18 protein-coding genes are annotated in these 21,527 nt (G+C 68.3%); 10 read left to right on the forward strand and 8 right to left on the reverse strand.

Features of this window, described 5'->3' with window-relative positions:
* Positions 1 to 119: 119 nt before the first annotated feature.
* Positions 120 to 1,337, forward strand: a complete 1,218-nt coding sequence (locus tag ABZV58_RS01120; protein ID WP_354998160.1) for a hypothetical protein — start codon at positions 120 to 122, stop codon at positions 1,335 to 1,337.
* A 248-nt stretch (positions 1,338 to 1,585) separates the two neighbouring features.
* Here the strand turns inward: ABZV58_RS01120 and ABZV58_RS01125 are convergent, their stop codons facing one another.
* From ABZV58_RS01125 to ABZV58_RS01150, 6 genes are all read right to left on the reverse strand, one after another.
* The gene (locus ABZV58_RS01125; RefSeq protein WP_354998161.1) at positions 1,586 to 2,110 is read right to left on the reverse strand and encodes a hypothetical protein; all 525 of its coding nucleotides are present in this window, start codon (positions 2,108 to 2,110) and stop codon (positions 1,586 to 1,588) included.
* 77 nt (positions 2,111 to 2,187) lie between these two features.
* The gene (locus tag ABZV58_RS01130) at positions 2,188 to 2,775 is read right to left on the reverse strand and encodes a hypothetical protein (protein WP_354998162.1); all 588 of its coding nucleotides are present in this window, start codon (positions 2,773 to 2,775) and stop codon (positions 2,188 to 2,190) included.
* Between the two features lie 32 nt (positions 2,776 to 2,807).
* The gene (locus ABZV58_RS01135) at positions 2,808 to 3,806 is read right to left on the reverse strand and encodes a hypothetical protein (protein ID WP_354998163.1); all 999 of its coding nucleotides are present in this window, start codon (positions 3,804 to 3,806) and stop codon (positions 2,808 to 2,810) included.
* 74 nt (positions 3,807 to 3,880) lie between these two features.
* A complete protein-coding gene (locus ABZV58_RS01140) occupies positions 3,881 to 4,141 on the reverse strand; it encodes a hypothetical protein (protein ID WP_354998164.1) in 261 nt (86 codons plus the stop codon).
* Positions 4,142 to 4,297: 156 nt separating this feature from the next.
* A complete protein-coding gene (locus ABZV58_RS01145) occupies positions 4,298 to 5,071 on the reverse strand; it encodes a MerR family transcriptional regulator (protein WP_354998165.1) in 774 nt (257 codons plus the stop codon).
* A 75-nt stretch (positions 5,072 to 5,146) separates the two neighbouring features.
* Entirely contained in the window at positions 5,147 to 6,130 is a 984-nt protein-coding gene (locus tag ABZV58_RS01150) for an EamA family transporter (RefSeq protein ID WP_354998166.1), read from the reverse strand.
* 107 nt (positions 6,131 to 6,237) lie between these two features.
* Here ABZV58_RS01150 and ABZV58_RS01155 point away from each other — a divergent pair, with 107 nt between their 5' ends.
* The gene (locus tag ABZV58_RS01155) at positions 6,238 to 6,738 is read left to right on the forward strand and encodes a MarR family transcriptional regulator (RefSeq protein WP_354998167.1); all 501 of its coding nucleotides are present in this window, start codon (positions 6,238 to 6,240) and stop codon (positions 6,736 to 6,738) included.
* 33 nt (positions 6,739 to 6,771) lie between these two features.
* Here the strand turns inward: ABZV58_RS01155 and ABZV58_RS01160 are convergent, their stop codons facing one another.
* On the reverse strand, positions 6,772 to 8,043 hold the full coding sequence (locus ABZV58_RS01160) for a SpoIID/LytB domain-containing protein (protein ID WP_354998168.1): 1,272 nt from the start codon (positions 8,041 to 8,043) through the stop codon (positions 6,772 to 6,774).
* A gap of 415 nt (positions 8,044 to 8,458) precedes the next feature.
* Here ABZV58_RS01160 and ABZV58_RS01165 point away from each other — a divergent pair, with 415 nt between their 5' ends.
* The gene (locus ABZV58_RS01165) at positions 8,459 to 10,903 is read left to right on the forward strand and encodes an N-acetylmuramoyl-L-alanine amidase (RefSeq protein WP_354998169.1); all 2,445 of its coding nucleotides are present in this window, start codon (positions 8,459 to 8,461) and stop codon (positions 10,901 to 10,903) included.
* Between the two features lie 40 nt (positions 10,904 to 10,943).
* On the opposite strand, the gene ABZV58_RS01170 is transcribed toward ABZV58_RS01165, so the two are convergent.
* Positions 10,944 to 11,783, reverse strand: a complete 840-nt coding sequence (locus ABZV58_RS01170; RefSeq protein ID WP_354998991.1) for an HAD family hydrolase — start codon at positions 11,781 to 11,783, stop codon at positions 10,944 to 10,946.
* Between the two features lie 153 nt (positions 11,784 to 11,936).
* On the opposite strand from ABZV58_RS01170, the gene ABZV58_RS01175 reads away from it, so the two are divergent.
* The 7 genes from ABZV58_RS01175 to ABZV58_RS01205 are packed head-to-tail and all read left to right on the forward strand — an operon-like array spanning position 11,937 to position 21,474.
* A complete protein-coding gene (locus ABZV58_RS01175; RefSeq protein ID WP_141807929.1) occupies positions 11,937 to 12,914 on the forward strand; it encodes an ABC transporter permease in 978 nt (325 codons plus the stop codon).
* A gap of 40 nt (positions 12,915 to 12,954) precedes the next feature.
* On the forward strand, positions 12,955 to 13,881 hold the full coding sequence (locus ABZV58_RS01180) for an ABC transporter permease (protein WP_354998170.1): 927 nt from the start codon (positions 12,955 to 12,957) through the stop codon (positions 13,879 to 13,881).
* Positions 13,878 to 15,749: an ABC transporter ATP-binding protein gene (locus tag ABZV58_RS01185; RefSeq protein ID WP_354998171.1), complete on the forward strand. Its 1,872-nt coding sequence runs from the start codon at positions 13,878 to 13,880 to the stop codon at positions 15,747 to 15,749. The genes ABZV58_RS01180 and ABZV58_RS01185 overlap by 4 nt, the downstream gene beginning before the upstream one ends.
* A gap of 13 nt (positions 15,750 to 15,762) precedes the next feature.
* A complete protein-coding gene (locus ABZV58_RS01190) occupies positions 15,763 to 17,442 on the forward strand; it encodes an ABC transporter family substrate-binding protein (protein WP_354998172.1) in 1,680 nt (559 codons plus the stop codon).
* The gene (locus ABZV58_RS01195; RefSeq protein WP_354998173.1) at positions 17,439 to 19,121 is read left to right on the forward strand and encodes an ABC transporter family substrate-binding protein; all 1,683 of its coding nucleotides are present in this window, start codon (positions 17,439 to 17,441) and stop codon (positions 19,119 to 19,121) included. Before ABZV58_RS01190 ends, ABZV58_RS01195 begins: the two co-directional genes overlap by 4 nt.
* Positions 19,122 to 19,156: 35 nt before the next feature.
* Positions 19,157 to 20,827: an ABC transporter family substrate-binding protein gene (locus ABZV58_RS01200; protein WP_354998174.1), complete on the forward strand. Its 1,671-nt coding sequence runs from the start codon at positions 19,157 to 19,159 to the stop codon at positions 20,825 to 20,827.
* A complete protein-coding gene (locus tag ABZV58_RS01205) occupies positions 20,824 to 21,474 on the forward strand; it encodes a hypothetical protein (RefSeq protein WP_354998175.1) in 651 nt (216 codons plus the stop codon). The genes ABZV58_RS01200 and ABZV58_RS01205 overlap by 4 nt, the downstream gene beginning before the upstream one ends.
* The last annotated feature ends 53 nt before the right edge of the window (positions 21,475 to 21,527 follow it).

The following is a 21,527-nucleotide window of genomic DNA, read 5'->3' on the forward strand; positions in this document are numbered from 1 at the left end:
CCGAAACGGCTACGTCGCGGCCATGAAGGCGCTATTACATAGAGGACCGTCCAACTGAACATCTGTCCAGTTGGTGTCGCGTTGGGTTTCCCAACGATCGTCCGACCGGAGTAGTCGTCATGCGTCTTCCGCGCCTCCTCGCCCCGATCACCGGCATCCTCGCGCTGTGCGCGGTCCTCGGCGGCAGCGTCCTGATTCCCGCCTCCGCCCACGCCGAGGACGATTCACTAGCCTCGACGCCGATCGCCGACCCCGCGGCGCTGTGCGTCACCGGAGCCCCGACTTTCGACGACGTGGTGACCGCCGCCGCCACCGCCGTGCGCACCCTGGTCCCGCCGGAGCAGATCGCGGGCTACGACCGCCAGGTCGCCGACTTCCGCGCCTCCCTCGCCGCCGTGCGCGTGCACCGCGACGGTCTGCCCAAGCACCCGGGCGCGGTGGGCGAGCGGCCCGAGTTCCTCGACGACCCGATCGTCACCTATCTGGTCAACGGGCTGGACGCGATCCGCACCGGCCGCGTGCACGAGACCATGTCGGTCGCCCACCTCACCGTGAACGACGCGATCGAGGTGTTCGTGCTCGCGACCAGGATCGTGAAGATCCCGGCGCAGCTGGCCGCCAGCATGGTGCCCACCGCCGGTTTCTTCCTGAAGCCGATCGTCGGCGCGATGTTCAACGGCGTGAAGGCGGTGACGCGCAAGGTGCAGGAGTTCATCGCCGCCAACTGCGCGGCGCCGAACGCGTACCCGAAACTCGAGCTGGACGAATACCCGATCGAGCGTGTCGAACTTCCCGCGCCGCTGATCGACCTGGCCAACGCGCTGGTACGCGCCGACGGGACGTGCACGCCGATGGCCGAACTCACCACCGCCACGCTGGTCGAACGCACCAGGGCCTACCTCGACGCCGCCGATCTGCCGCTGGACCGGCCCGCGATGCACGCCGCCGCCGACGCGCTCCAGGCCTTTCTCGGCGAGAACCGGGTCGCCGAGCTGGCGCTGCTGCGCCGCACCGAGGAACTCGGCCCCCTGGTGCACTCGATCGACTACGGGCCACTGACCTTCCTGAGCAATCTCGGCTTCAGCCTCTACGAGGGCCGCGCGCTGAACACCGTTCCGCTCGCCGAGGTGCGCGTCGAGCACGCCTTCGACCTGGCGACGCTCACCCTGGACGTCACCAGTCTGCTGCTGACCGCGGGCAATATGGCGCTCGGCTTCACCGGCGTCGGCTCGAGCGTGACGACACCGCTGTCGATCATCCAGACGCTCGCCTTCTCGCCCGCGACCTATGGCGCGCCGATCCTCAAAGGGGTCATGCAGTCGATGTGCGCGGTCTGAGGATTCGCGCGGTTTGCGGCCCACGCCGAGCGGATGCGCCGTCGCAATTGGCCGAGTCAGGCCGGGAAGCCGACGTCGAGTTCGCCGTGGACGTCTCGGTGTCCACGCGCCAATAGTGTTCGCCCAGTTCGCCGTTGGTGATATGCGCGATATCGACGCCGGGTGACTCATCGATCGCACCTATCGGTGCGCGCGGAACTCACGCGACGCGGTCCGCGGACGTCCTGGACCGTGGGCGGGATCGGCGGTCAGTAGTACGGGTAGGGCGGCTGGCCGTACGACGGGGGTGGATAAGCGGGTGGGTAGGTGGGTTGGCGGCGGGCGGCGATCCAGCGGCCCGTCGGGCTCGCGACCGAGAGGCCGAAGATCGTGCCGGACAGGAGGAGTGGCAGGCCACCGGCAACGCCGCCGATGGCGACCAGAACGAGTGCGCCGAGCAGGGCGATCGCGGACAGGCCGATGATGATGACGCGCCCCGCGGTCTGACGCATGAACAGCAGCAGTGCGCCGAGCAGCCAGAGCATCGCGATCAGCGCGCCGACGCCGATGCCGATGAACGCGGCGGGCTCCACTTCGTTGTCCGGGTCCAGGGCTTCGAAGAGGCCGATGCAGATGCCGACCGAGCCGAGCAGGCCGACGAGCGTGGACAGCACCGCCGCGATGATGGCTGTCGCGCCGCTCGGAGCGGATGGCGGAAACCCGTGTCCCGGCTGTGGATAGCCGGGTGGCACCGGCGGATAGCCATAGCCGGGCGGCTCGTACGGATAGCTCACAAGGCTCCCCCTTCAATGCATCGAAACCCTACCGCGTCCCTACGACAGGATCGCGGGGCGACCGAATCCGCTCGTGGTCAGTAGTGCGGATACTGCGGCGGGGCATAGTGATTCGGCGGCGGGCCGTACATCGGCGGCTGTCCGTACATCGGCGGCGGAACGGCAGGCCTCCGACCCGCCGCGACCCAGCGGGCCGTTGTGCCGACGGCCGTGAGGATGCCGACGAACAGCGGCAGCCCGACGCCGAGAGCCCAACCGACGGTGCTCGCCGCGGATCCGGCCAGACCGGCCCGCTCGAGAGTGTCCTGGTTGACCAACCCGACGAATACCGCTGCGACGCAGGCCAAGACGATCAGGACGCGTCCCGAACCCTTCCGGGCCAGCAACAGGATTCCGCCGAGGACGAACGCGCCCGCTATACCCGCCGAGGTCGCGATCAGCAGGTAGAGCTCGTCGTCTAGGTCGCTGGCGAGGGCCGAGCTGCCGAGCGAACGGCGCGCGTCTTCGAGCCGCTGCACCGCGAGCAACCCGTCGACGACGTTGTAGCCGTTGTACAAACCGCAGACCAGCGCGAGGATTCCGGCCGTGATCGCGGTGCCACCGCTGGGCGGCGGCGGTGTGTACCCGTACGGCGGATACGCCGGATAACCCGGACCTGGATACATGTCGAAACCCCCTCGTAGCTGCGCCGTGAACTCTACCGCGCTGTCACCGCGCCGCTCGACCGCGAATCATCCATCGGCGCTCGAGCGTTGAGCAACGGTCGGCGCCGTGCGGCGATCCACCGGCCCGTCGGGCGCGCGACGGAGAGACCGAAGACGGCGCCGGACAGGACGAGTGGGAGCCAGCCCACCAGACCACCGACGGCGGCGGCCAGAACGAATGCGCCGAGCAGGGCGAGCGCGGACAAGCCGATGAGGATGAGCCGCCCCGCATTCCGCCGCAGGAACAGCAGCAGCGCACCGAGCAGCCAGAGCAACGCGATCAGCGCGCCAACGCCGAAGCCGATGAACACGACGGGCGCGACTTCGTTGTCCGAGCCGAGCGCCACGACAAGGCCGAGGCAAGAGCCGACCGCGCCGAGCAAACCGACGAAAGCCGACAGCACCCCCGTGGTGATCGCGACCACCTCGTCGATGGCGGTAGCGGCACTCGGCGGGGGTGCGCTCGGCGAAGGGGCAGCCGACGGAATCGCGGATGCGGCAAGGGTCACGATGATCACGGGCAGTACCAGCCCCGTGAGATTCACCAGCCGATCACCGTGCACCATGGCCGTCACCGAGCCGACCAGACCCGCGGTCGACGTGGCGATGTCCACCGCCGGACCGCCCTCCTCGGCCCAATGGATGCCGTATTCGGACCGATAGCCGCGTAGTGCGGCGAACACACCGGCGACACCGACGACCGTCCAGACACCGGCGGCGACGAGCACCGTGAAGCGCCCGTCCTCGTCACCGCGGACGGTCAGCACCGCACCGTAGCCGAGTGCGCAGACCAGCAGCAGCGTGCCGAGCGCGGTCGAGACCGCGAGCGAATCGTCGTATCGACCGGGATCGGGAAAGAAACCGAAAGCCAGCACGAGCAGCCCGACCAGGTTCGCCGCCGCGCCGATGGCCGCGAACAGCGCCACCGCGGTCGCGAGTGCCCCGACGGGCTCGACCGGCCGCGTGCCCGAACTCTCCTGGCTGTACAGCATGCGTCTCGTCCCTCCGAATCAGCCGGTCGAACACTTAAAGTATGCGCACGGACCGCCCCGCGCGCGGCGATCGGTCAGCGCGGCGATCGGCCCGCCGCGATCCACTCCCCCGTCGCACCGAGCACATAGCCGGCCGGACCGGCGGCCTCGGTGCGCTCGCCGGGTACCAGCCACGGGATCGCCGCGAAACCCCCGATGCCGCCGACCAGCATCGCCAGCACCGCGGCGGTCTTCGCGGGCGCCCCGCTCGGCGGTGGCGCCGCGCTGGAATCCGCTGGCCGCGAATCCGATTCCCGTGCGACCGGCTCGTTCCGATCGATTTCCTGCTCGTGCATGCGTGACCCTCCCGCTTCGAGCGAACCCGACATCATGCACGCAAAAGCGCCCGCACGCGAATCCGCGTGCGGGCGCTGGGTTTTCACTCCACCAATGGGCGCTGACAGGGCGCGTCCGCCGATGACCCGCGCATTGCCGGAGCAAAGGTGGACGCCTCAGCGCAGGTTCACCTCCGCGTAGACCTTCATCGCATCGCGCACGAAGGCGGCGGTGCCTTCGCCGTGCACGTCGTAGTTGACCGCGAATCGCGCGTCGTCGACGTACATTTCGCCCAGTCCGATGAAGGCGTCGGCCGTCACCGGCCGCCCCTGCCAGCCGTCACCGACCCAGGCGCGGTGCCGGGCGACAATGGCCTGCACCTCGTCGCTGTCCACCGGAAGCCCGGCGGCGTGCGCGCGACCGAAGTCCGCGGCGATGTCCAGCTGGGTCTGCTGGAAATCCTTCTTCTGCTGGTCGGTGAGCGAGCGCCACCAGCGGTCACCGCTCTCGTAGGCCTCTTTGCCCCAGCGTTCGATCACCTCGTCCTTGTACTGTGTGTGGTCGAACCCGTCGAAAACCTCTGCTGCCACGAGTTGTTCACCTCTTTCCGTCTTCCGCAGCGTGGTGTGCACCGAGTCGATCTGGCGTCGGATCCGATCCTGTTCCTGCCGAAGCAGTTCCAGGTGCGTACGCAATGCGGCGGCGGTGTCCTGTTCGCCCGCGAGCACTTCGGCGATGACCGGAAGGCCGAGGCCGAGTTCCCGCAGCAGCAGGATGCGTTGCAGCCGCACGAGGGAGTCCTGGTCGTAGTAGCGGTACCCGTTGGCGCCGATCCGGCTGGGCGGCAACAGTCCGAGCTGCCCGTAGTGGCGCAGCGCGCGGCTGGTGGTACCGGCCGCCTTCGCCAGATCCTGGATGGACCATTCGCCTGCTCGGGTGCCCGCGGTCACGACCTGGACTCCTTCCTTCTCTCGTCGGTGAAACCAGTCTGCAAGTTGACGCTACGTCAAGGTCAACCCGTTTTCTCAGCTTTTCGCTCCCACCAGAATGAGCGCATCTTCGGCAGGCTCACCAGCGTCGGCGGCGCCGCCGATCTCCGCGGCGGCACCGACATTCCCAGCCTCGTCGATTCGAACCCGTGCGGTGGTCTGCCCGAGCAACGTCCCGCCCAGCGCGATCACCATGCCGAGAATCTGCAACCCGGTGAGCGCCTGCCCGAGCGCGACCCACCCGATGACCGCCGCCGAGACCGGGCTGAGCAGTCCGAGGAACGCGACCGACGTGGCTGGCACCTTCGCGATGCCGCGCAACCACAGCCAGTAGGCCGCCGCGGTGCCGATCACGCCGAGGTAGAGGTAGCCGCCGATGGCGCGGCCGTCCATGGCGGGCGGTGCGCCCTCGATCAGCGCGGCGAGCGGGAGGATGAACAGGCCGCCGGCGGTGAGCTGCCAGCCCGTCATGGCCAGCGGGCCGACACCGTCGGGCCGCCCCCACCGCTTGGTCAGCACGGTGCCGAGCGCCATCGAGCCCGCGCCGACGAGTCCGGCGATCACCCCGATGGTGTCGAGTTGAGCGGTGGCGCGCAGCACCACGAGCGCGACGCCGAACACGCCGATCGCTCCGGCGAGAACCTTACGGCCGGTTGGCCTTTCGTTCAGCACCCCGGTGGCGAAGACCAGCGCGAACATCGGCGCGACCGCCCCGAGGACCCCGGCGACGCCGCCCGGCAGCCGATAGGCGGCAAGGAACAGCAGCGGGAAGAACGCGCCGATGTTGAGCACGCCGAGCGCGGCGGCGCGGCCGACCCACATTCCCCTCGGCAGCGTGCGCGTGAGCGCGAGCAGCACCAGCCCGGCGGGCAGCGCGCGCATCAGCGCGGTGAAGAGCGGACGGTCCGGCGGCAGGAACTCGGTGGTGACGGCGTAGGTGGAGCCCCAGACGATCGGGGTGAGGGCGGTGAGCGCGAGGGTACCCGCGTAGGGGTTCCGCGCCGCGGTGGTGATGGACATGTCGGTCGCTCCTCATTGATAATCTCAACGTTGAAATATCTACTCCGACTGGTGTCTCATCGTCAAGTAGATGAACGTTGAAATTCTTAGGACAGAGAGGAGTCGCGATGGGCGACGCAGTCGATCTGATCACCGCGCACTGGCACCGCGAGCGTCCGGACGTGGACGTCTCGCCTATGCACATCGTGGGCCGAATCACCCGCTTGTCCCGGGTGCTCGAGCAGGACCTCAAGCGCTTCTTCGCCGGTCACGGCCTGGAGTTCTGGGAGTTCGACGTGCTCGCGACGCTGCGCCGCTCCGGTGGCGCGGATGGCCTCACCGCGGGCGCGCTGAACCGTGCCGCGATGGTCACCTCGGGCGCCATCACCAACCGCATCGACCGGCTGGCCGCCAAGGGCCTCGTCGAACGAATGCCCTGCCCCGAGGACCGGCGCTCCGTCCGCGTTCGCCTCACCGCCGAGGGCAGGAAGCTGGTCGACGACCTGCTGCCGCTGCACGTCGCCAACGAACAGCGCCTGCTCGACGCCCTCGACACTCGGGATCGCGACCAGCTGGCCGCCCTGCTACGCCGCCTCGCCGAGTCGTTGGGCGACACCGCACTGGACTGATCGTGCAGACGATGTGATCGCGCCGTCGCCCGGTCAACGGTCGCCGAACACCTCCTCGAGGGACGGCACCGCGAGATCCGAGTTCGGCACCTGACCCGACTCCGGCGCCCGCGGCTGCACCTCCGCACCGGGCAGCGCCGACTCGGGCAGCGCACCACCCGACGGCACGGCCCTGGATTCCGGCCGCGGCGTCGGCGTGGACGCGGTGGTCGGCGCGAGAGTTCCGGGCTGCGCCGCCGAATCCGTCGGCAGCCCTTCGCGAATCGCCGGATCGGGCACCAGCTGCATGAGCGTCGCGAAGTCGACCACCTGCACACCCAACGTCGGCGTCGCGATGATGACGCCATTGGTGAACAGCCGGTAGGTGCCCGCGCGCTGCGGCAGCAGCATCTCCGGGCCGAGCGGCGCGCCGAGCGAGCCCGACTCGCCGCCGACGCGCTGGTACTCGAGCTCGATCGCCGACGGCGTCGACGCGGCCCGGCTGCGCGGGTCGGTCCGCGGATCAGTAGGCGGACGGCCGACGGCGAGTTCCGCTGGCGTCGGCCCCACGTCGAGGGCGTAGATATCGACGGGTTCGCCGCCGTCCGGCGCGGCGGAATACTCCGAGCGCAAGATGTGGCCGTCGCGTAGCAGGACGGTGCCCGCAGTGGAGGCGATGGCCGCGGCGGTGCGCGGATCCTCTTTCGCCGTACCGGGATACACCTGGCAGTCGGTGGTGTCGCAGGTCTGCGCGTACGAATACCTGCGCTCGGCGAGCGCGTAGGAGCGGGCCGCGATGGCCTGCGCGCGCAGCGCCTCGCCCGCGCCCTTGTCGACCCAGTTCGCCTGGACCTCGGCCGGGACCACGCCGAGCAGATAGTCCTCCACGTCGACGCGGTTGATCGTGCGCGCTTGCCCGTTCTCGGTGGCGACGCCGAGCGAGCCGCGATAGGCCGTGCCGCCGCAGAGCGTGAGATGTTCGGTCGCGGGCCGGTTCGGACGGGGATCGAGGGGATAGATCCACGGATCGGAAGTGGCTGTCTGCCATAGCACTTCGCCGTCGCACCCGAGGGTGACGACCACGTTCGCGCCGCCGTCCGGCAGCGGGGTCAGGTGGGCGACCTGGCCCGGCGCCAGTTGCCGACCGGCCACCCGGAATCCGGCCTCGGCGTAGGCGTCGAGGGTGGAATCGTCCTGTTCCATGAGCCGCACGGCCAGATTGGTCGGCGGGATGGTCCCGAGTGTCGCGCCCGGGTAGTAGTGCTCGAGTATTCGTTCGGCGAGCCAGCCCTGCTGGGCGCTGTCGAAGGCGCCGACCTGACTCATGCCCCGGCCGTGGCCGGGACCGGCGAGTGGCCTGACGGGCGTGTCGCCGGGCCAGGCGCACAGCGCGAGGGATGTTCCCGCGATAACCGCGGCGCACCCGGTGACGAGCACCGGCCTCAGCGAAATCGGTGCGGGTCGAATTCTGCGCATTCGTATCTCCCATGGTTTTCCAGGACCGGATCGGTTTGGATACCTGTCGGCATGTCGTGCCGTTCGGTCGCATTTCGAGAGCTACATTCGAGCAATCACTTGATTCTAATCCTCAACAAGAGGTTTAGATCTGTGACAGATGTGAACTAGTGTGATCGTTGATGCATCAGGAAGCAAGCCTGATTTCCCGCACCTGATCACCGGTTCGACCTGATTGGAGATGCTCGTGCCGTACCGCAAACCGAAACGCTCCTACGTGCTCCCGATGGTGACCACACTTGCGGTAGCGGCGCCGCTCGCGACGCTCGCACAGGGCGATTCGACCGACTACCGCACGGCCAACGACGCCGAGCTGGCCGCAGTGCCCGCGCAATTGGCGGAAGTGATGCTCACCCAGGCGCCCGACATCACCCTCCCGCTGCGCGAACTGACCGGCCTCGACCTCCCCGACCTGCGACTATCCGATTTACGGATGCTGCCGATCCCGCCCGCCATTCCGATACCGGATGGCCTGCCGGTGCCGCCCGGTGTGCAGCTGCCGAAGGAAATCCCGCTCCCCCGCCTCAATCAAGGCTTGCCCGCCGCGCCGAAACCCGTGCCTCCCGGATTCACCGCGCCGACCACCAATCAACCGATCCTCGGTCAGTCCGCGCAGGGATCCCTCCCGGCACAAGCCCAGCCCGTCGCACCGCTGCCAGGCCCAACCGCCCAGGCGCCCGCGCAGGCGATTCCCGGTCAGTCGGTCCCGGCACCCGCGCCGGCCATCCCGGGCCAGTCCGTCCCCGCGCCCGCGCAGGCCATCCCACGTCAGACGGTCGAGGCACCGGCGCAGCCCATACCTGGCCAAACGGTCCAGGCGCCCGCGCAGCCCGTCCCCGGCCAGTCCGTCCCCGCGCCCGCGACGCCGAGCCCGGTACCGCAGCCCGGCGTGAAGTTCATCGCCGACCCGGCCGACCTGCCGGAAGGCACCACCCCCGACACACCCGCACTGGCGCCCGGCGCGCTTCCGCCGGAGTTGCTCGATCAGGTGGGCGCGCAGGTGAAGGAGCTGTCCAGGGAGACGCCGTTCAGCGTCGTCGCGCTCACCGCGCGGGATCTGGCGAACACCAGGGCGATGGTCCGCGCGCGCCAACCCAACGGCACGTGGGGGCCCTGGTACGAGTCCGAACCCATCGACACCCGCCGCAACGACCACGCACCGGCCGACGACACCGTCGGCACCGAGCCGATCTACGTCGGGAACACCAACGCGGTCCAGATTCTGGTCACCCGCAAACCTGTCGCTACGACCGCGCAAACTTCCAGTGCGGCACCGGGATCCGGCCCGCTGCAACCAACCCCGGCCGCCGCACCGCGCGACAACGATCCGGCCCAGTTCGCATTGCCGTCGCTCACCGCGGTCCTGATCGATCCCGGTCGCGGCGCCATCGACGGCGCGCTCAACAACGTCGCCTCCGCGCTGCCGGGCGGTGGACCGAATGTGATCACCCGATCCCAGTGGGGCGCGGACGAATCCATCCGCTGCGACGAACCCACCTACGACGATGGTCTCGGCGGCGTCACCGTGCACCACACCGCGGGCCGCAACGACTACAGCAAGGCCGAATCGGCGGGCATCGTCCGCGCGATCTACACCTATCACGCCCAGACGCTCGGCTGGTGCGACATCGGCTACAACGCCCTCGTCGACAAGTACGGCCAGATCTTCGAAGGCCGCCACGGCGGGTTGGATCGCCCGGTGCAGGGCGCGCACGCGGGCGGGTTCAACGAGAACACCTCCGGCGTGGCGTTCATGGGCAATCACGAGTCGGAGATTCCGTCCGAGCAAGCGGTGACCGCCGTCGGCAAATTCGTCGGCTGGCGGGCGCGGGTCGCGGGCCTGGATCCCCAGGGCCACACCACGATGTACTCCGAGGGCACCGAGTACACCCCGTACGCCGAGGGCGAGGCAGTGCGCCTGCCGATCGTGTTCGCGCACCGCGACGTCGGCAACACCAGCTGCCCCGGCGACGCCGCCTACGAGCTGATGGACCGGATCCGCGACATCGCCGCGGGCGTGCCGGGCGGCTCGCCTGCGCCACAGGGTCGGCCGAGTCCGCAGGCGCCGCCGCGCACCCAGTCCGATCTCGCGACGCTCGCCGCGCTGACGGCCAAGCTGCTGAGCATGGTGAACGAGAACATCATCGCCAAGCACTACTCGGCGAAGGGCGGTCCCGACGGCCCGCTCGGCCAGGCGCTGTCCGAGCCGCAGCCCGCCGCGCAGGGCCAGCAGTACGCCAGGTTCGCCAACGGCTACGTCTACACCGCTCCGGACGGTCAGGTCATCGAGGTGATGGGCGCGATCCTGGATCGCTTCCTGCAACTCGGCGCCGACTCGGGCATTCTCGGCCTGCCGCTCACCAACGCCTACCCGGTGCCGGACGGCCTGCGCTCGGACTTCCAGTACGGCTCACTGATCCTGAACCAGCTGACCGGCATCATCACGACGGTGTGGAAGACCTACAACGAGACGTATCAGCAGGAGATGCGCCGCAACCGGGGCGATGAAGTCGCCGCCCCGCTGCCTGCCGCTCCCGCCCCAGCCGCAGCTCCACTCCCCGCTCAGGCGGGCGCGGTCGCTCCGGCACCGGCCTCGCTGCCCGCAGCACCCGCTCCCGCGGCCGACGTGGACCTCGAAGGCTCGGACGCTCCCGCACCAACGGGGCACTAGTCCCTGCGGTCACAGCACTCGACCCGGAGCTGAAACCCGCTCAGACCCACCAACGTTCGAGTACTTGCGCCACGCCGTCCTCGGCGTTGGTCGCGGTCACCTCGTCGGCCGCGGCCAACGCCTCCGGGTGCGCGTTGGCCATGGCGACGCCGTGCCCGGCCATCGCGAGCATCGGGACGTCGTTGGGCATATCGCCGAAGGCGATGATCGTCGAGTGCTGCACGCCAAGCCGCTGCGCGACGGTGGCCAGCCCGGACGCCTTGGTGACGCCGGGCGCCGACAACTCGATCAGCCCGTGGTCGGTGGAGTAGGTGATGTCCGCGCGATCGCCGATGAGCGGCGCGAGCACCGCGCGCATGTCCCCGCTGAGCGCACCGCGCAACCGGATGAGCATCTTGATCGCGGGCGTGTCGATCACCTCGTGCCGGGCGACGGCGGTGTCGTCCGGATTCAACCAGGCGTGCTCGTACTCCGGGGAGCTGACGAACTGGGGCGTCGCCGCGTCGTGCGCGCTTGCGCCGATGCGTTCGGCGGCGAGTCCACAGCCGGGCAGCGCTCGTTCGGCCAGGTCGGCGATCCAGCTCAGCGTTTCCACGTCCAGGGAACGGCTCGCGAGCACCCGGTCCGAAGCGCTGTCGTAGATGACCGCGCCGTTGCCGCAGACGCACAGCGGCGCGAAGCCGAGTCCTTCGACTACCGGGTCGATCCAGCGCGGCGGCCTGCCGGTGGCCAGCACGAACGGCACACCGTCGGCGATCAGCGCGGCGACCGCGGCCTTGGTGCGCGCGGTCACGCGTTCGTCGTGATCGATCAGTGTGCCGTCCACGTCGGTGGCAACCATTTTCGGTTTGGGCAGGTGCAGGCGTGTCACCTCTTCCATCCTGCCGGAAAACCGTCTCGGCGCGGTCGCGGTCGGCTCGGGTTCGCCGGACATGCCGGAAAGATGCATGGCACGCGCGTCGACGGCGGCGTCCTTATGATCAGGGGCTAACACTCGAATGCCGGCCGAGCCGGCTGGAGAACCAGAGGACTGATGACCGGCTTCCTGCTACGACGCGCGCTCAATTATGTCGTGCTGTTGCTGCTGGCTTCGTTCTTGACGTTCAGCCTCGCGTCGCTGACATTTCGGCCGCTGGACAGTCTCGAACAGCGCAACCCCCGCCCTCCGCAGGCGGTGATCGACGCCAAAGCCGAGGAATTGCATCTGAACGATCCGATTCCAGAACGCTATATCACCTGGCTGAAGGGCATCCCGAGCGGCGATTTCGGCACCACGCTCGCCGGTCAGCCGGTGAGCGAGGAATTGCCGCGCCGGGTCGCGGTGAGCCTGCGGCTGCTGATCATCGGTTCCCTCGTCGGCACGGTGCTCGGTGTGCTGATCGGCGCTGCGGGCGCGATTCGGCAATACAAATTCAGCGATTACTTCACGACGGTCGTCTCGCTGCTGATTCTCAGCACACCGATATTCCTGCTGGCCACGCTGCTGAAATACGGCGCGCTGGAGATCAATTCGGCGACCGGATCGCAGATATTCCTCTACACCGGCGAGACCTCGGCCAGCGCGATCGAGGGCTTCTGGCCGCAGCTGGTCGACCGACTCCAGCACCTGGTACTGCCCACCGCGGCGCTCGCGCTCGGCGGCATGGCCGGATACAGCCGCTACCAACGCAACGCGATGCTCGACGTGCTGCAGAGCGATTTCATCCGCACCGCCCGCGCCAAGGGTCTGACCAGGAACAAGGCGCTGTACAAGCACGGCCTGCGCACCGCGCTCATCCCGATGGCCACCCTGTTCGCTTACAGCCTCGGCGGCCTGATCACCGGCGCGACGTTCACCGAGAAGATCTTCGGCTGGCACGGCGTCGGCGAGTGGCTCGTCGATTCGATCAACGCACAGGACCTGTACGTGGTGGTGACGGTGACGGCGTTCGCCGGTCTGGTCGTGCTGGTGTCGGGCCTGCTGTCCGACATCGTCTACGCGATTCTCGATCCACGGGTGCGTGTGGGATGAACCTGCCTGACCACGGGGTTCTCATCAGGGGGAGAACGGCATGACCGAAGCCGAGATCATCGTCCAAGGCGCGCCCGAGGTCGCCGCGGCCGGGCGGCGCAAGCTGGTGCTGCGGCGTTTCCTGCGCAACAAGCCCGCGGTCGTCGGCGCCGCCGTGCTGGTGCTGCTGTTCGTCGCGAGCTTCGCGCTGCCGCCCTTCCTGCCCTGGGACTACCAGCAGATGGATTACACCGCGCTGCTGAAACCGCCCAGCGCCGAGCATCCCTTCGGCACCACCCAGATCGGCCAGGACGTGCTCGCGCAGACCCTGCGCGGATTGCAGAAATCGCTGGTCATCGGCCTGTGCGTGGCGATCATCTCGACCACCATCGCGGCCACCGCGGGCGCGCTGGCCGGTCTGCTCGGTGGCTGGACCGACCGAGCCATCATGTGGTTCGTCGACCTGCTGCTCGTGGTGCCCAGCTTCATCATCATCGCGCTGTTCGCGCCGCGCACGAAGGGCAGCGGTTCGATCGCGCTGCTGATCGTTCTGCTCGCGGTGTTCGGCTGGATGATCAGCGCGCGCATCGTGCGCGGCCTGACGCTGAGCCTGCGGGACCGCGAATTCGTCAAGGCCGCACGGTATATGGGCGCGCCGACGCGCACCGTCATCGTCAGCCACATCGTGCCGAACATCGCGTCGATCCTGATCATCGACACCACGCTGACCGTCGGTTCGGCGATCATGGCCGAAACCGGCCTGAGCTTCCTGGGTTTCGGCGTGCAGCCGCCGGACGTCTCGCTCGGCTCGCTGATCGCGGCGGGCACCAAGTCCGCGCTGACCTACCCCTGGCTGTTCATGTTCTCCGGTGGCCTGCTGATCGTCACCGTGCTGTGCGCGAACCTGGTCGGTGACGGCCTGCGCGACGCGTTCGACCCGAGCGCCAAGCGGGCTCGCTCGCGCAAGAAGGAGAAGGCAGAGGCATGACCGCGACTGTTGATTCGACCGCGACAGCCAACTCCACAGCACCGCTGCTCGAAGTCTCCGATCTGCGGGTCTCCTTCCCCAGCGAGGAGGGCCGCATCGATGCCGTGCGCGGGGTGAACTACAGCGTCGCCGACGGCGAGGTGCTCGCCATCGTGGGCGAATCGGGTTCGGGCAAGTCGGTGTCGTCGCTGGCGGTGATGGGTCTGCTGCCCGAGCAGGCGCGGATCAACGGATCGATCCGGCTGCGCGGTCGCGAGTTGCTCGGCCTCGGCGACCGGGAGTTGTCGCGATTGCGCGGCAGCTCGATCAGCATGGTGTTCCAGGACCCGCTCTCCGCGCTGACCCCGGTGTACCGGGTGGGCGATCAGATCGCCGAGGCGCTGCTCGCGCACGGCGCGATGAACCGGAAGGAGGCCGCCGAGAAGGCGGTCGAGCTGCTGGAGCTGGTCGGCATCGATGACGCGAAGATGCGCGCCAAGGCGTTCCCGCACGAGTTCTCCGGCGGCATGCGCCAGCGCGTGGTGATCGCGATGGCCATCGCCAACGATCCGGCGCTGATCATCTGCGACGAGCCGACCACCGCGTTGGACGTCACGGTGCAGAAGCAGATCCTGAATCTGCTGCGCAAGGCGCGCGACATCACCGGCGCGGGCGTCATCATGATCACCCACGACATGGGCATCGCGGCGACGCTCGCCGACCGCGTCGCGGTGATGTACGCGGGCCGCATCGTCGAAACCGCCACGGCGAGCGCGCTGTTCAACGCGCCGCGAATGCCGTACACGGTGGGTCTGCTCGGCTCGATCCCGCGCATGGACGGCCCGGCGCGCCGACCACTCATCCCGATCGTCGGCGCGCCGCCCGCCATGCACGCGCTGCCGCCCGGCTGCTCGTTCGCGCCGCGCTGCCCGATCTCGATCGACGACTGCCGCGCCGCCGAACCGCCGCTGGAGATGACCGACCCCGGCCACGCCGCCGCCTGCATCCGCACCGAGGAGGTCGGCACGCAGGGGCTGTTCGAGGCGTACCGCTCCGAGATGGCGGAGCCGGAGGCCGAGGTCGAGACCGAGTCTCGCGTGGTGCTCCGGGTCACCGACCTGGTCAAGACCTTCCCGATCACTTCGGGCGTGGTGTTCCAGCGCCGCAAGGGCGAGGTGCGCGCGGTCGACGGGATCAGCTTCGAGGTGCGGGCCGGCCGCACGCTGGCCCTGGTCGGCGAGTCGGGTTCCGGAAAATCCACCACGCTCACCCAGATTCTCGACCTGGTGCGGCCGCAGTCGGGCACCATCGAGATCATGGGCCGCGATGTGTCCACCCTGACCAAGGCCCAGCGGCGCGAGATCCGGCGCACGATGCAGATCGTCTTCCAGGATCCGACCGCTTCGCTGGACCCGCGCCTGCCGATCTTCGACGCGCTTGCCGAACCGCTGCGCATCGACGGACGCCCGCGCGCCGAGATCGCCCGCCGGGTGCCGGAGCTGCTCGAGCAGGTCGGTCTGCGGCCCGAGCACGCCGACCGCTATCCCGCCGACTTCTCCGGCGGCCAGAAGCAGCGCATCAGCATCGCTCGGGCCCTCGCGCTCGATCCGGAATTGCTCGTCCTCGACGAGCCGGTGTCCTCGCTGGACGTCTCGATCCAGGCCGGTGTGCTGAATCTGCTGCGCGACCTGCAGACCGAGCGTGGCCTGTCGTATCTGTTCGTCTCGCACGATCTCTCGGTGGTCCGCAACCTGGCCCACGACATCGCGGTGATGTATCGCGGCAAGATCGTCGAATCCGGGCCCGCCGAGCGGATTTTCGCCGACCCGAGCCACGAGTACACCCGCAGGCTGATCGACGCGGTGCCCGTGCCGGTCGTCAGCCGATAGTCAGGAGGGCAGCATGCGGATCCGTTCGAACGGTATGCGGTGGGTCGCGGGAGCGGTGGCGGTCGGGTTGATCGCCGCCGGGTGCGGTACGGCCGACGACGACTCGGCGGCGGGTCTGTCCGACGCGCTGGGCACCACGAGCGACATCAACCCCAAGCCGCGCGAGGAGATCCGCGACGGCGGTAATCTGCGGCTGGCCACCACCTCGTTCCCGGCGAACTGGAATACCTTGTCCAACGACGGCAACGAGGGCGAGATCGCCGACATCGAGCGCCCGATGATGCCGCGCGCGTTCCACACCGACGCTTCGGGCGAATTGTCGGTCAATCACGACTACTTCACCGATGTCGCGCTGACCGGCACCGACCCGCAGCACGTCACCTACACGATCAACCCGAAGGCTGTCTGGTCCGACGGAACACCGATCACCTGGGAGGACATCCGTTCCCAGGCGAACGCGCTCAGCGGCAAGGACAAGCGCTTCCTGATCGCGATCACCAACGGATTCGAGTTCGTGGAGAAGGTCGAGCGCGGCGTGGACGATCGCCAGGCCATCCTCACCTTCCACCATCCCTACGCCGAATGGCGCGGCCAGTTCGCGGGCAACGCCTCGCTGTTCCCCAAGTCGGTGACGCAGGACCCGGAGTCGTTCAACAACAGCCTGGTCGACGCGATGGGTCCGACCGCGGGTCCGTTCCAGGTGCAGTCGACCGATCGCGGTCAGGGCCGGATCGTGTTGGGCCGCAACCCGAAGTGGTGGGGCGAGCAGCCCAAGCTCGACACCATCACCTACTCCGTGCTCGACCGCAGCGCCTGGGTCGCCGCGTTGCAGAACAACGAGATCGACGCGGTGCTGCTCAATTCCATCGATGACGTGAAGAACGTCCGTGGCGCCGAGGGCCTGGTGGTGCGCCGCGCGCCGGGCAATCGCTGGCGGCACATCACGTTCAACGGCGCGCCCGGCTCGATCCTCGCCGATCCGGCGGTGCGAGTGGCTATTTCGAAGGCGATCGACCGCCAGGGTATCGCGACCGCCATCCAGAACGGCCTGGTGGAGAACCCGAAGCCGCTGAACAACCACATCTACTTGCAGGGCCAGCGCGGTTACCAGGACAACAGCCTGCCCTACGATCCCGCCGCGGCGGCGCGCGAACTCGACGCGCTCGGGTGGAAACTCAACGGCGATGTCCGCGAGAAGGACGGCCGCAAGCTGATCATTCGCGACGTGATGTACAACGACGCGCTGTGGGTGCAGGTCGCGCAGATCATCCAGCAGAACCTGGCGCAGATCGGCGTCGGCTTGGTCATCGACCCCAAACCGGGCGCGGGCTACTTCACCGACGTCATCCAGCCGGGCGATTTCGACGCCGCCCAGTTCATCTTCCAGGGTGACGCCTTCCCGCTCAGCAGCATTCGGCAGATCTACTACTACGACCCGAACGACCTGCAGGGCAATTTCGGTCGCATCGGATCGCCGGAGCTGAACGCGCTCATCGAGCGCACACTCCGCGAGCTGGATCCCGCCAAGGCCATCGAGCTGGCCAACGAGGTGGATCGCAAAGTGTTCGAAGAGGGGCACTCGCTGCCCCTCACCCAGTCGGACGGCAGCTGGGGCGTCCGAGCCGAGGTGGCCAACTTCGGCTCTCCCGGCCTGGCGTCCTACGACTACACCAAGATCGGATTCGTGAAATGACCGCAGCAATACACTCTCGTCGTCGGCTCGGCCCAGTGGTAGCCGCGCCCGCGCTGGCCTTCGCGCTGCTGCTCGCGGGCTGTGGCGCGGGAGCCGATGTGCAGTCCGGCTCGAGTTCGATCGGCACCAGCAACGACATCAACCCCCGCGACCGCAGCGAGTTGCGCGAGGGCGGCAATCTGCGCTTGGCGCTGACCGCCTTCCCGGAAACCTTCAACTCCTCGCACGTGGACGCCTCGGGCGACGTCTCCGAGGTGGTCGGCTGGACGCTGCCCGGCACGGTGAATTCGGACGCGGCGGGCGAGCTGACGACCGACTCGAACTACTTCACCGAGATCGAGCTGACCAACACCAACCCGCAGCAGATCACCTACACGATCAACCCGAAAGCGGTCTGGTCCGACGGCGCCCCGATCACATGGGAGGACCTGCGCTCGCAGGTCAACGCCCTGAACGGACGCGACACGGCCTATCAAGTGCGCGCGACGCAGGGCTACAGCCGGGTGGAGAAGGTCGAGCGCGGCGTCGACGACCGGCAGGCGATCGTCACCTTCGCCCAGCACTACGCCGAATGGCAGGGACTGTTCAACCCGCTGTATCCGAAGGCGTCCACCGAGTCGCCGGAGTCCTTCGAGAACTGGGCGCGCAACAGCCTGCCGATCTCGTCGGGACCGTTCCTCATCGACTCGATCGACCGCGCCCAGCAGCGCATCGTGCTGAAGCGCAACCCGAAGTGGTGGGGTGACACCCCGAAGCTCGACACCGTCACCTTCAGCGTGCTCGACTACTCCGCGCGCATCTCGGCGCTGCAGAACAACGAACTCGACTACGCGACCGTGTCCGGCATCGACGAGGTGAAGACCGCGACCAACTCGCCGGGCATCCAGGTGCGCCGGGCCGCAGCGCCGCGGTTCTCGCACTTCACCTTCAACGGCGCGCCGGGCTCGTTGCTCGAGGACGCGCGGCTGCGGGTCGCGATCGCCAAGGCCATCGACCGGCAGGGCATCGCCACCGCGACGCAGAACGGCATCGTCGACAACCCGAAGCCGCTGAACAACCACATCTACCTCAACGGCCAGAAGGGCTACCAGGACAACGCTCAGTCGGTGGCCTACGACCCCGAGGGCGCCGCGCGGATCCTCGACGAACTGGGCTGGAAGCTCAACGGCGACGTGCGCGAGAAGGACGGTCGAAGGCTGGAACTGCGCAATGTGATGTACCAGCAGGACACCTGGGTGCAGATGGCGCAGATCGCGCAGCAGAACCTGGCCGCCGTCGGCGTGAAGATGACCATCCAAACCTTCCCTGGCAACGGTCTTTTCACCGACGTGATCGACCCCGGCAACTTCGAGATCTGCCAGTTCACCTGGTCCGGCGGCATCCTGCCGCTCGGCGCGCTGCCGCAGATCTACGCCTACGATCCGAACAACCGGCTCAGCAACAAGGGCCGCGTCGGCAGCCCGGAACTGAACGCGCTGATCGAGGAGACGATCTCCGAACTCGACCCGAACAAGGCCATCGAGCTGGCCAACCGGGCCGACAAGATGATCTTCGACCTGGGCCACTCGGTGCCGATCGTGCAGTCGCCCGGCACCGTCGCCGTGCGCGCGAACCTCGCCAACTACGGCGCGTTCGGCTTGGCCTCCGCCGACGTAACTAAGGTCGGGTTCACACAGTGATGTGACGATCAGGCCGACGCGGAAGGACCAGCTCGATGCGCTTACGTTCCTTGACCACCAGGGTGGCGGTGCCACTCGCCGCGTTCGGCCTGATCCTCACCGGTTGTTCCGACAACGGCGCGATCGCCCCCGGCACCAGCACGATCGGCAGCACCAACGACATCAACCCGGTGGACCCGAGCCAGTTGCGCGAGGGCGGGAACCTGCGGTTGGTGCTGAGTTCGTTCCCGGAGAACTTCAATGTGCTCCATGTGGACGGCAACACCCAGGACGGTGCGGCGGTGGCGGGCCCGACCATGCCCGCGCCGTTCGTCAGCAACGCGGCGGGCGAGCTCTCGGTGGATCACAACTTCTTCACCGACGTGCAGCTCACCAACACCAGCCCGCAGCAGGTCACCTACACCATCAACCCGAAAGCCGTGTGGTCCGACGGCAGCCCGATCACCTGGGAGGACTTGCGCTCCCAAGCGAACGCGCTGAGCGGAAGGGACAACGCGTACCTGGTCGCGGCGCTGAGCGGCTTCGACCGGGTGGAGAAGGTCGAGCGCGGCGTCGACGACCGGCAGGCGATCGTCACCTTCGCCCAGCCCTACGGTGAATGGCGCGGCCAGTTCGGCCCGCTCTACCCGAAGTCGGTCACCGGATCTCCCGAGGCGTTCAACACCGCCAACCGGGACGGGCCGACACTCAGCGCGGGACCGTTCGTGATCAGCGACATCGACCGCGCGCAGCAGCGAATCACGCTGAGCCGCAACCCGAAATGGTGGGGCGACACCCCGAAGCTGGACGCCGTCACCCTGAGCGTGCTCGACCACACCGCCTGGCTGCCCGCCATCCAGAACAACGAGCTCGACATCGCCTACATGGCTGGCATCGAGAACGTGACGGCGGCGCGCAACGCGGCGAACGTGGTCATCCGGCGCGCGCCGGAGCCGAGCTGGTCGCACCTGACCTTCAACGGCGCGCCCGGTTCGCTGCTCGAGGACCCGCAGCTGCGGATCGCGATTTCCAAGGCCATCGACCGGCAGGGCATCGTGACCGCGTCGCAGAACGGCGTGGTCGAGAATCCGAAGCCGCTGAACAACCACATCTTCATGGCGGGCCAGAAGGGCTATCAGGACAACGCCGCGCCGATCTCCTACGACCCGGCCGAAGCGGCCCGGATGCTGGACGAGCTCGGCTGGAAGCTCAACGGCGACGTGCGCGAGAAGGACGGCCGCAGGCTCGAGCTCCGCGACGTGATGTACCAGCAGGACGCCTGGGTTCAGACCGCCCAGATCGTGCAGCAGAACCTGGCCGCGGTCGGCGTGAAGCTGAACATCCAAACCGTGCCGGGCACGGGTCTGTTCAAGGACGTGATCGATCCCGGTAACTTCGACATCGCCCAGTTCAGTTGGGGCGGTAGCGCGCTGCCGCTCGGCGTGTTGCAGCAGGTCTACTACTACGACCCGAACAACCTGATGGGCAACAAGGCCCGCATCGGTTCGCCGGAGCTCAACGCTCTCATCGACAAGACCATCGCGGAGCTGGACCCGGACAAGGCGATCGAGCTGGCGAACCAGTGCGATCAGATGATCTTCGCCGAGGGTTATTCGGTTCCGCTGAACCAGGCTTCGGGCACCTACGCGGTGCGCGACAACCTCGCCAACTACGGCGCGTTCGGGTTGGCGACGCCGGACTACACGAAAGTCGGCTTCCTGAAGTGAGTTCGAGGTCGGCCCACCCGCTGGCCTATCCGATCGGCGTGACGCTCGGCGCCCTCGCGGTCTGTGCCGCGTGGGCGCCGTTCGCCACGGTGGACCAGTTGGCCGGGTTGGCGACGGTGGCGCTGGGAATCCTGGGCTACACCGGGATTCGGCTTCTGGTGGCCTTCGGGGTGCTGTCCTGCGGGTTGCCCGAGGTTCTTCGGGTCGCTCGGGTTCGGCAGCAGCACCGGTTGGTGAGCCGATCGTGGTTGGAGGTCACCGGTCCGGCTGGTGCGCGACGGTGGTTGCCGGTGTACTTCGATCCGGCGCTGGTGACTTTCACGGAGAGCTCGGCCGAGTTCGACGGGCGCGTCCTTCGTGCGGGGGCTTTGCGGCTGTATCCCTCGGGGCGGGCGCGAGATACGGAACCGCCCGGGCGGCTCGTCGACAATCCGAGTCGGCCCGATCCGGACGCACCCGTGCTCGCCGCGAGCCGGGTGACTCGCCGCCTGCTGTTCGACGTGCAACCCGCCGTTGCCGCGCCCTTCGCCGCGCTGCTGTGGATCTACGTCGATGGTGGGGGGCTTGTCGCTTTTGTCGGCGCGCTGTGTGTCGCGGCGGCTACCGCGACCTGGCTAGCAGCCATTCGCGGGTCCGACCCGAGCTAGGCCCAGTCTCGAGTCCGGCCCGATGCATCCGTGGCTCAGATCGTCGCCTGCCA

The organism is Nocardia sp. NPDC004654 (assembly GCF_040609595.1).
GTDB lineage: Bacteria > Actinomycetota > Actinomycetes > Mycobacteriales > Mycobacteriaceae > Nocardia.

Bases quoted from the DNA above. Each gene is read 5' to 3' on its own strand.
- ABZV58_RS01170 (WP_354998991.1), bottom strand. From the start codon at position 11,783: ATGGAAGAGGTGACACGCCTGCACCTGCCCAAACCGAAAATGGTTGCC.
- ABZV58_RS01190 (WP_354998172.1), top strand. From the start codon at position 15,763: ATGCGGATCCGTTCGAACGGTATGCGGTGGGTCGCGGGAGCGGTGGCG.
- ABZV58_RS01165 (WP_354998169.1), top strand. From the start codon at position 8,459: ATGGTGACCACACTTGCGGTAGCGGCGCCGCTCGCGACGCTCGCACAG.
- ABZV58_RS01140 (WP_354998164.1), bottom strand. From the start codon at position 4,141: ATGCACGAGCAGGAAATCGATCGGAACGAGCCGGTCGCACGGGAATCG.
- ABZV58_RS01175 (WP_141807929.1), top strand. From the start codon at position 11,937: ATGACCGGCTTCCTGCTACGACGCGCGCTCAATTATGTCGTGCTGTTG.
- ABZV58_RS01180 (WP_354998170.1), top strand. From the start codon at position 12,955: ATGACCGAAGCCGAGATCATCGTCCAAGGCGCGCCCGAGGTCGCCGCG.
- ABZV58_RS01160 (WP_354998168.1), bottom strand. From the start codon at position 8,043: ATGAGTCAGGTCGGCGCCTTCGACAGCGCCCAGCAGGGCTGGCTCGCC.
- ABZV58_RS01120 (WP_354998160.1), top strand. From the start codon at position 120: ATGCGTCTTCCGCGCCTCCTCGCCCCGATCACCGGCATCCTCGCGCTG.
- ABZV58_RS01200 (WP_354998174.1), top strand. From the start codon at position 19,157: ATGCGCTTACGTTCCTTGACCACCAGGGTGGCGGTGCCACTCGCCGCG.
- ABZV58_RS01135 (WP_354998163.1), bottom strand. From the start codon at position 3,806: ATGCTGTACAGCCAGGAGAGTTCGGGCACGCGGCCGGTCGAGCCCGTC.
- ABZV58_RS01130 (WP_354998162.1), bottom strand. From the start codon at position 2,775: ATGTATCCAGGTCCGGGTTATCCGGCGTATCCGCCGTACGGGTACACA.
- ABZV58_RS01195 (WP_354998173.1), top strand. From the start codon at position 17,439: ATGACCGCAGCAATACACTCTCGTCGTCGGCTCGGCCCAGTGGTAGCC.
- ABZV58_RS01185 (WP_354998171.1), top strand. From the start codon at position 13,878: ATGACCGCGACTGTTGATTCGACCGCGACAGCCAACTCCACAGCACCG.
- ABZV58_RS01150 (WP_354998166.1), bottom strand. From the start codon at position 6,130: ATGTCCATCACCACCGCGGCGCGGAACCCCTACGCGGGTACCCTCGCG.
- ABZV58_RS01155 (WP_354998167.1), top strand. From the start codon at position 6,238: ATGGGCGACGCAGTCGATCTGATCACCGCGCACTGGCACCGCGAGCGT.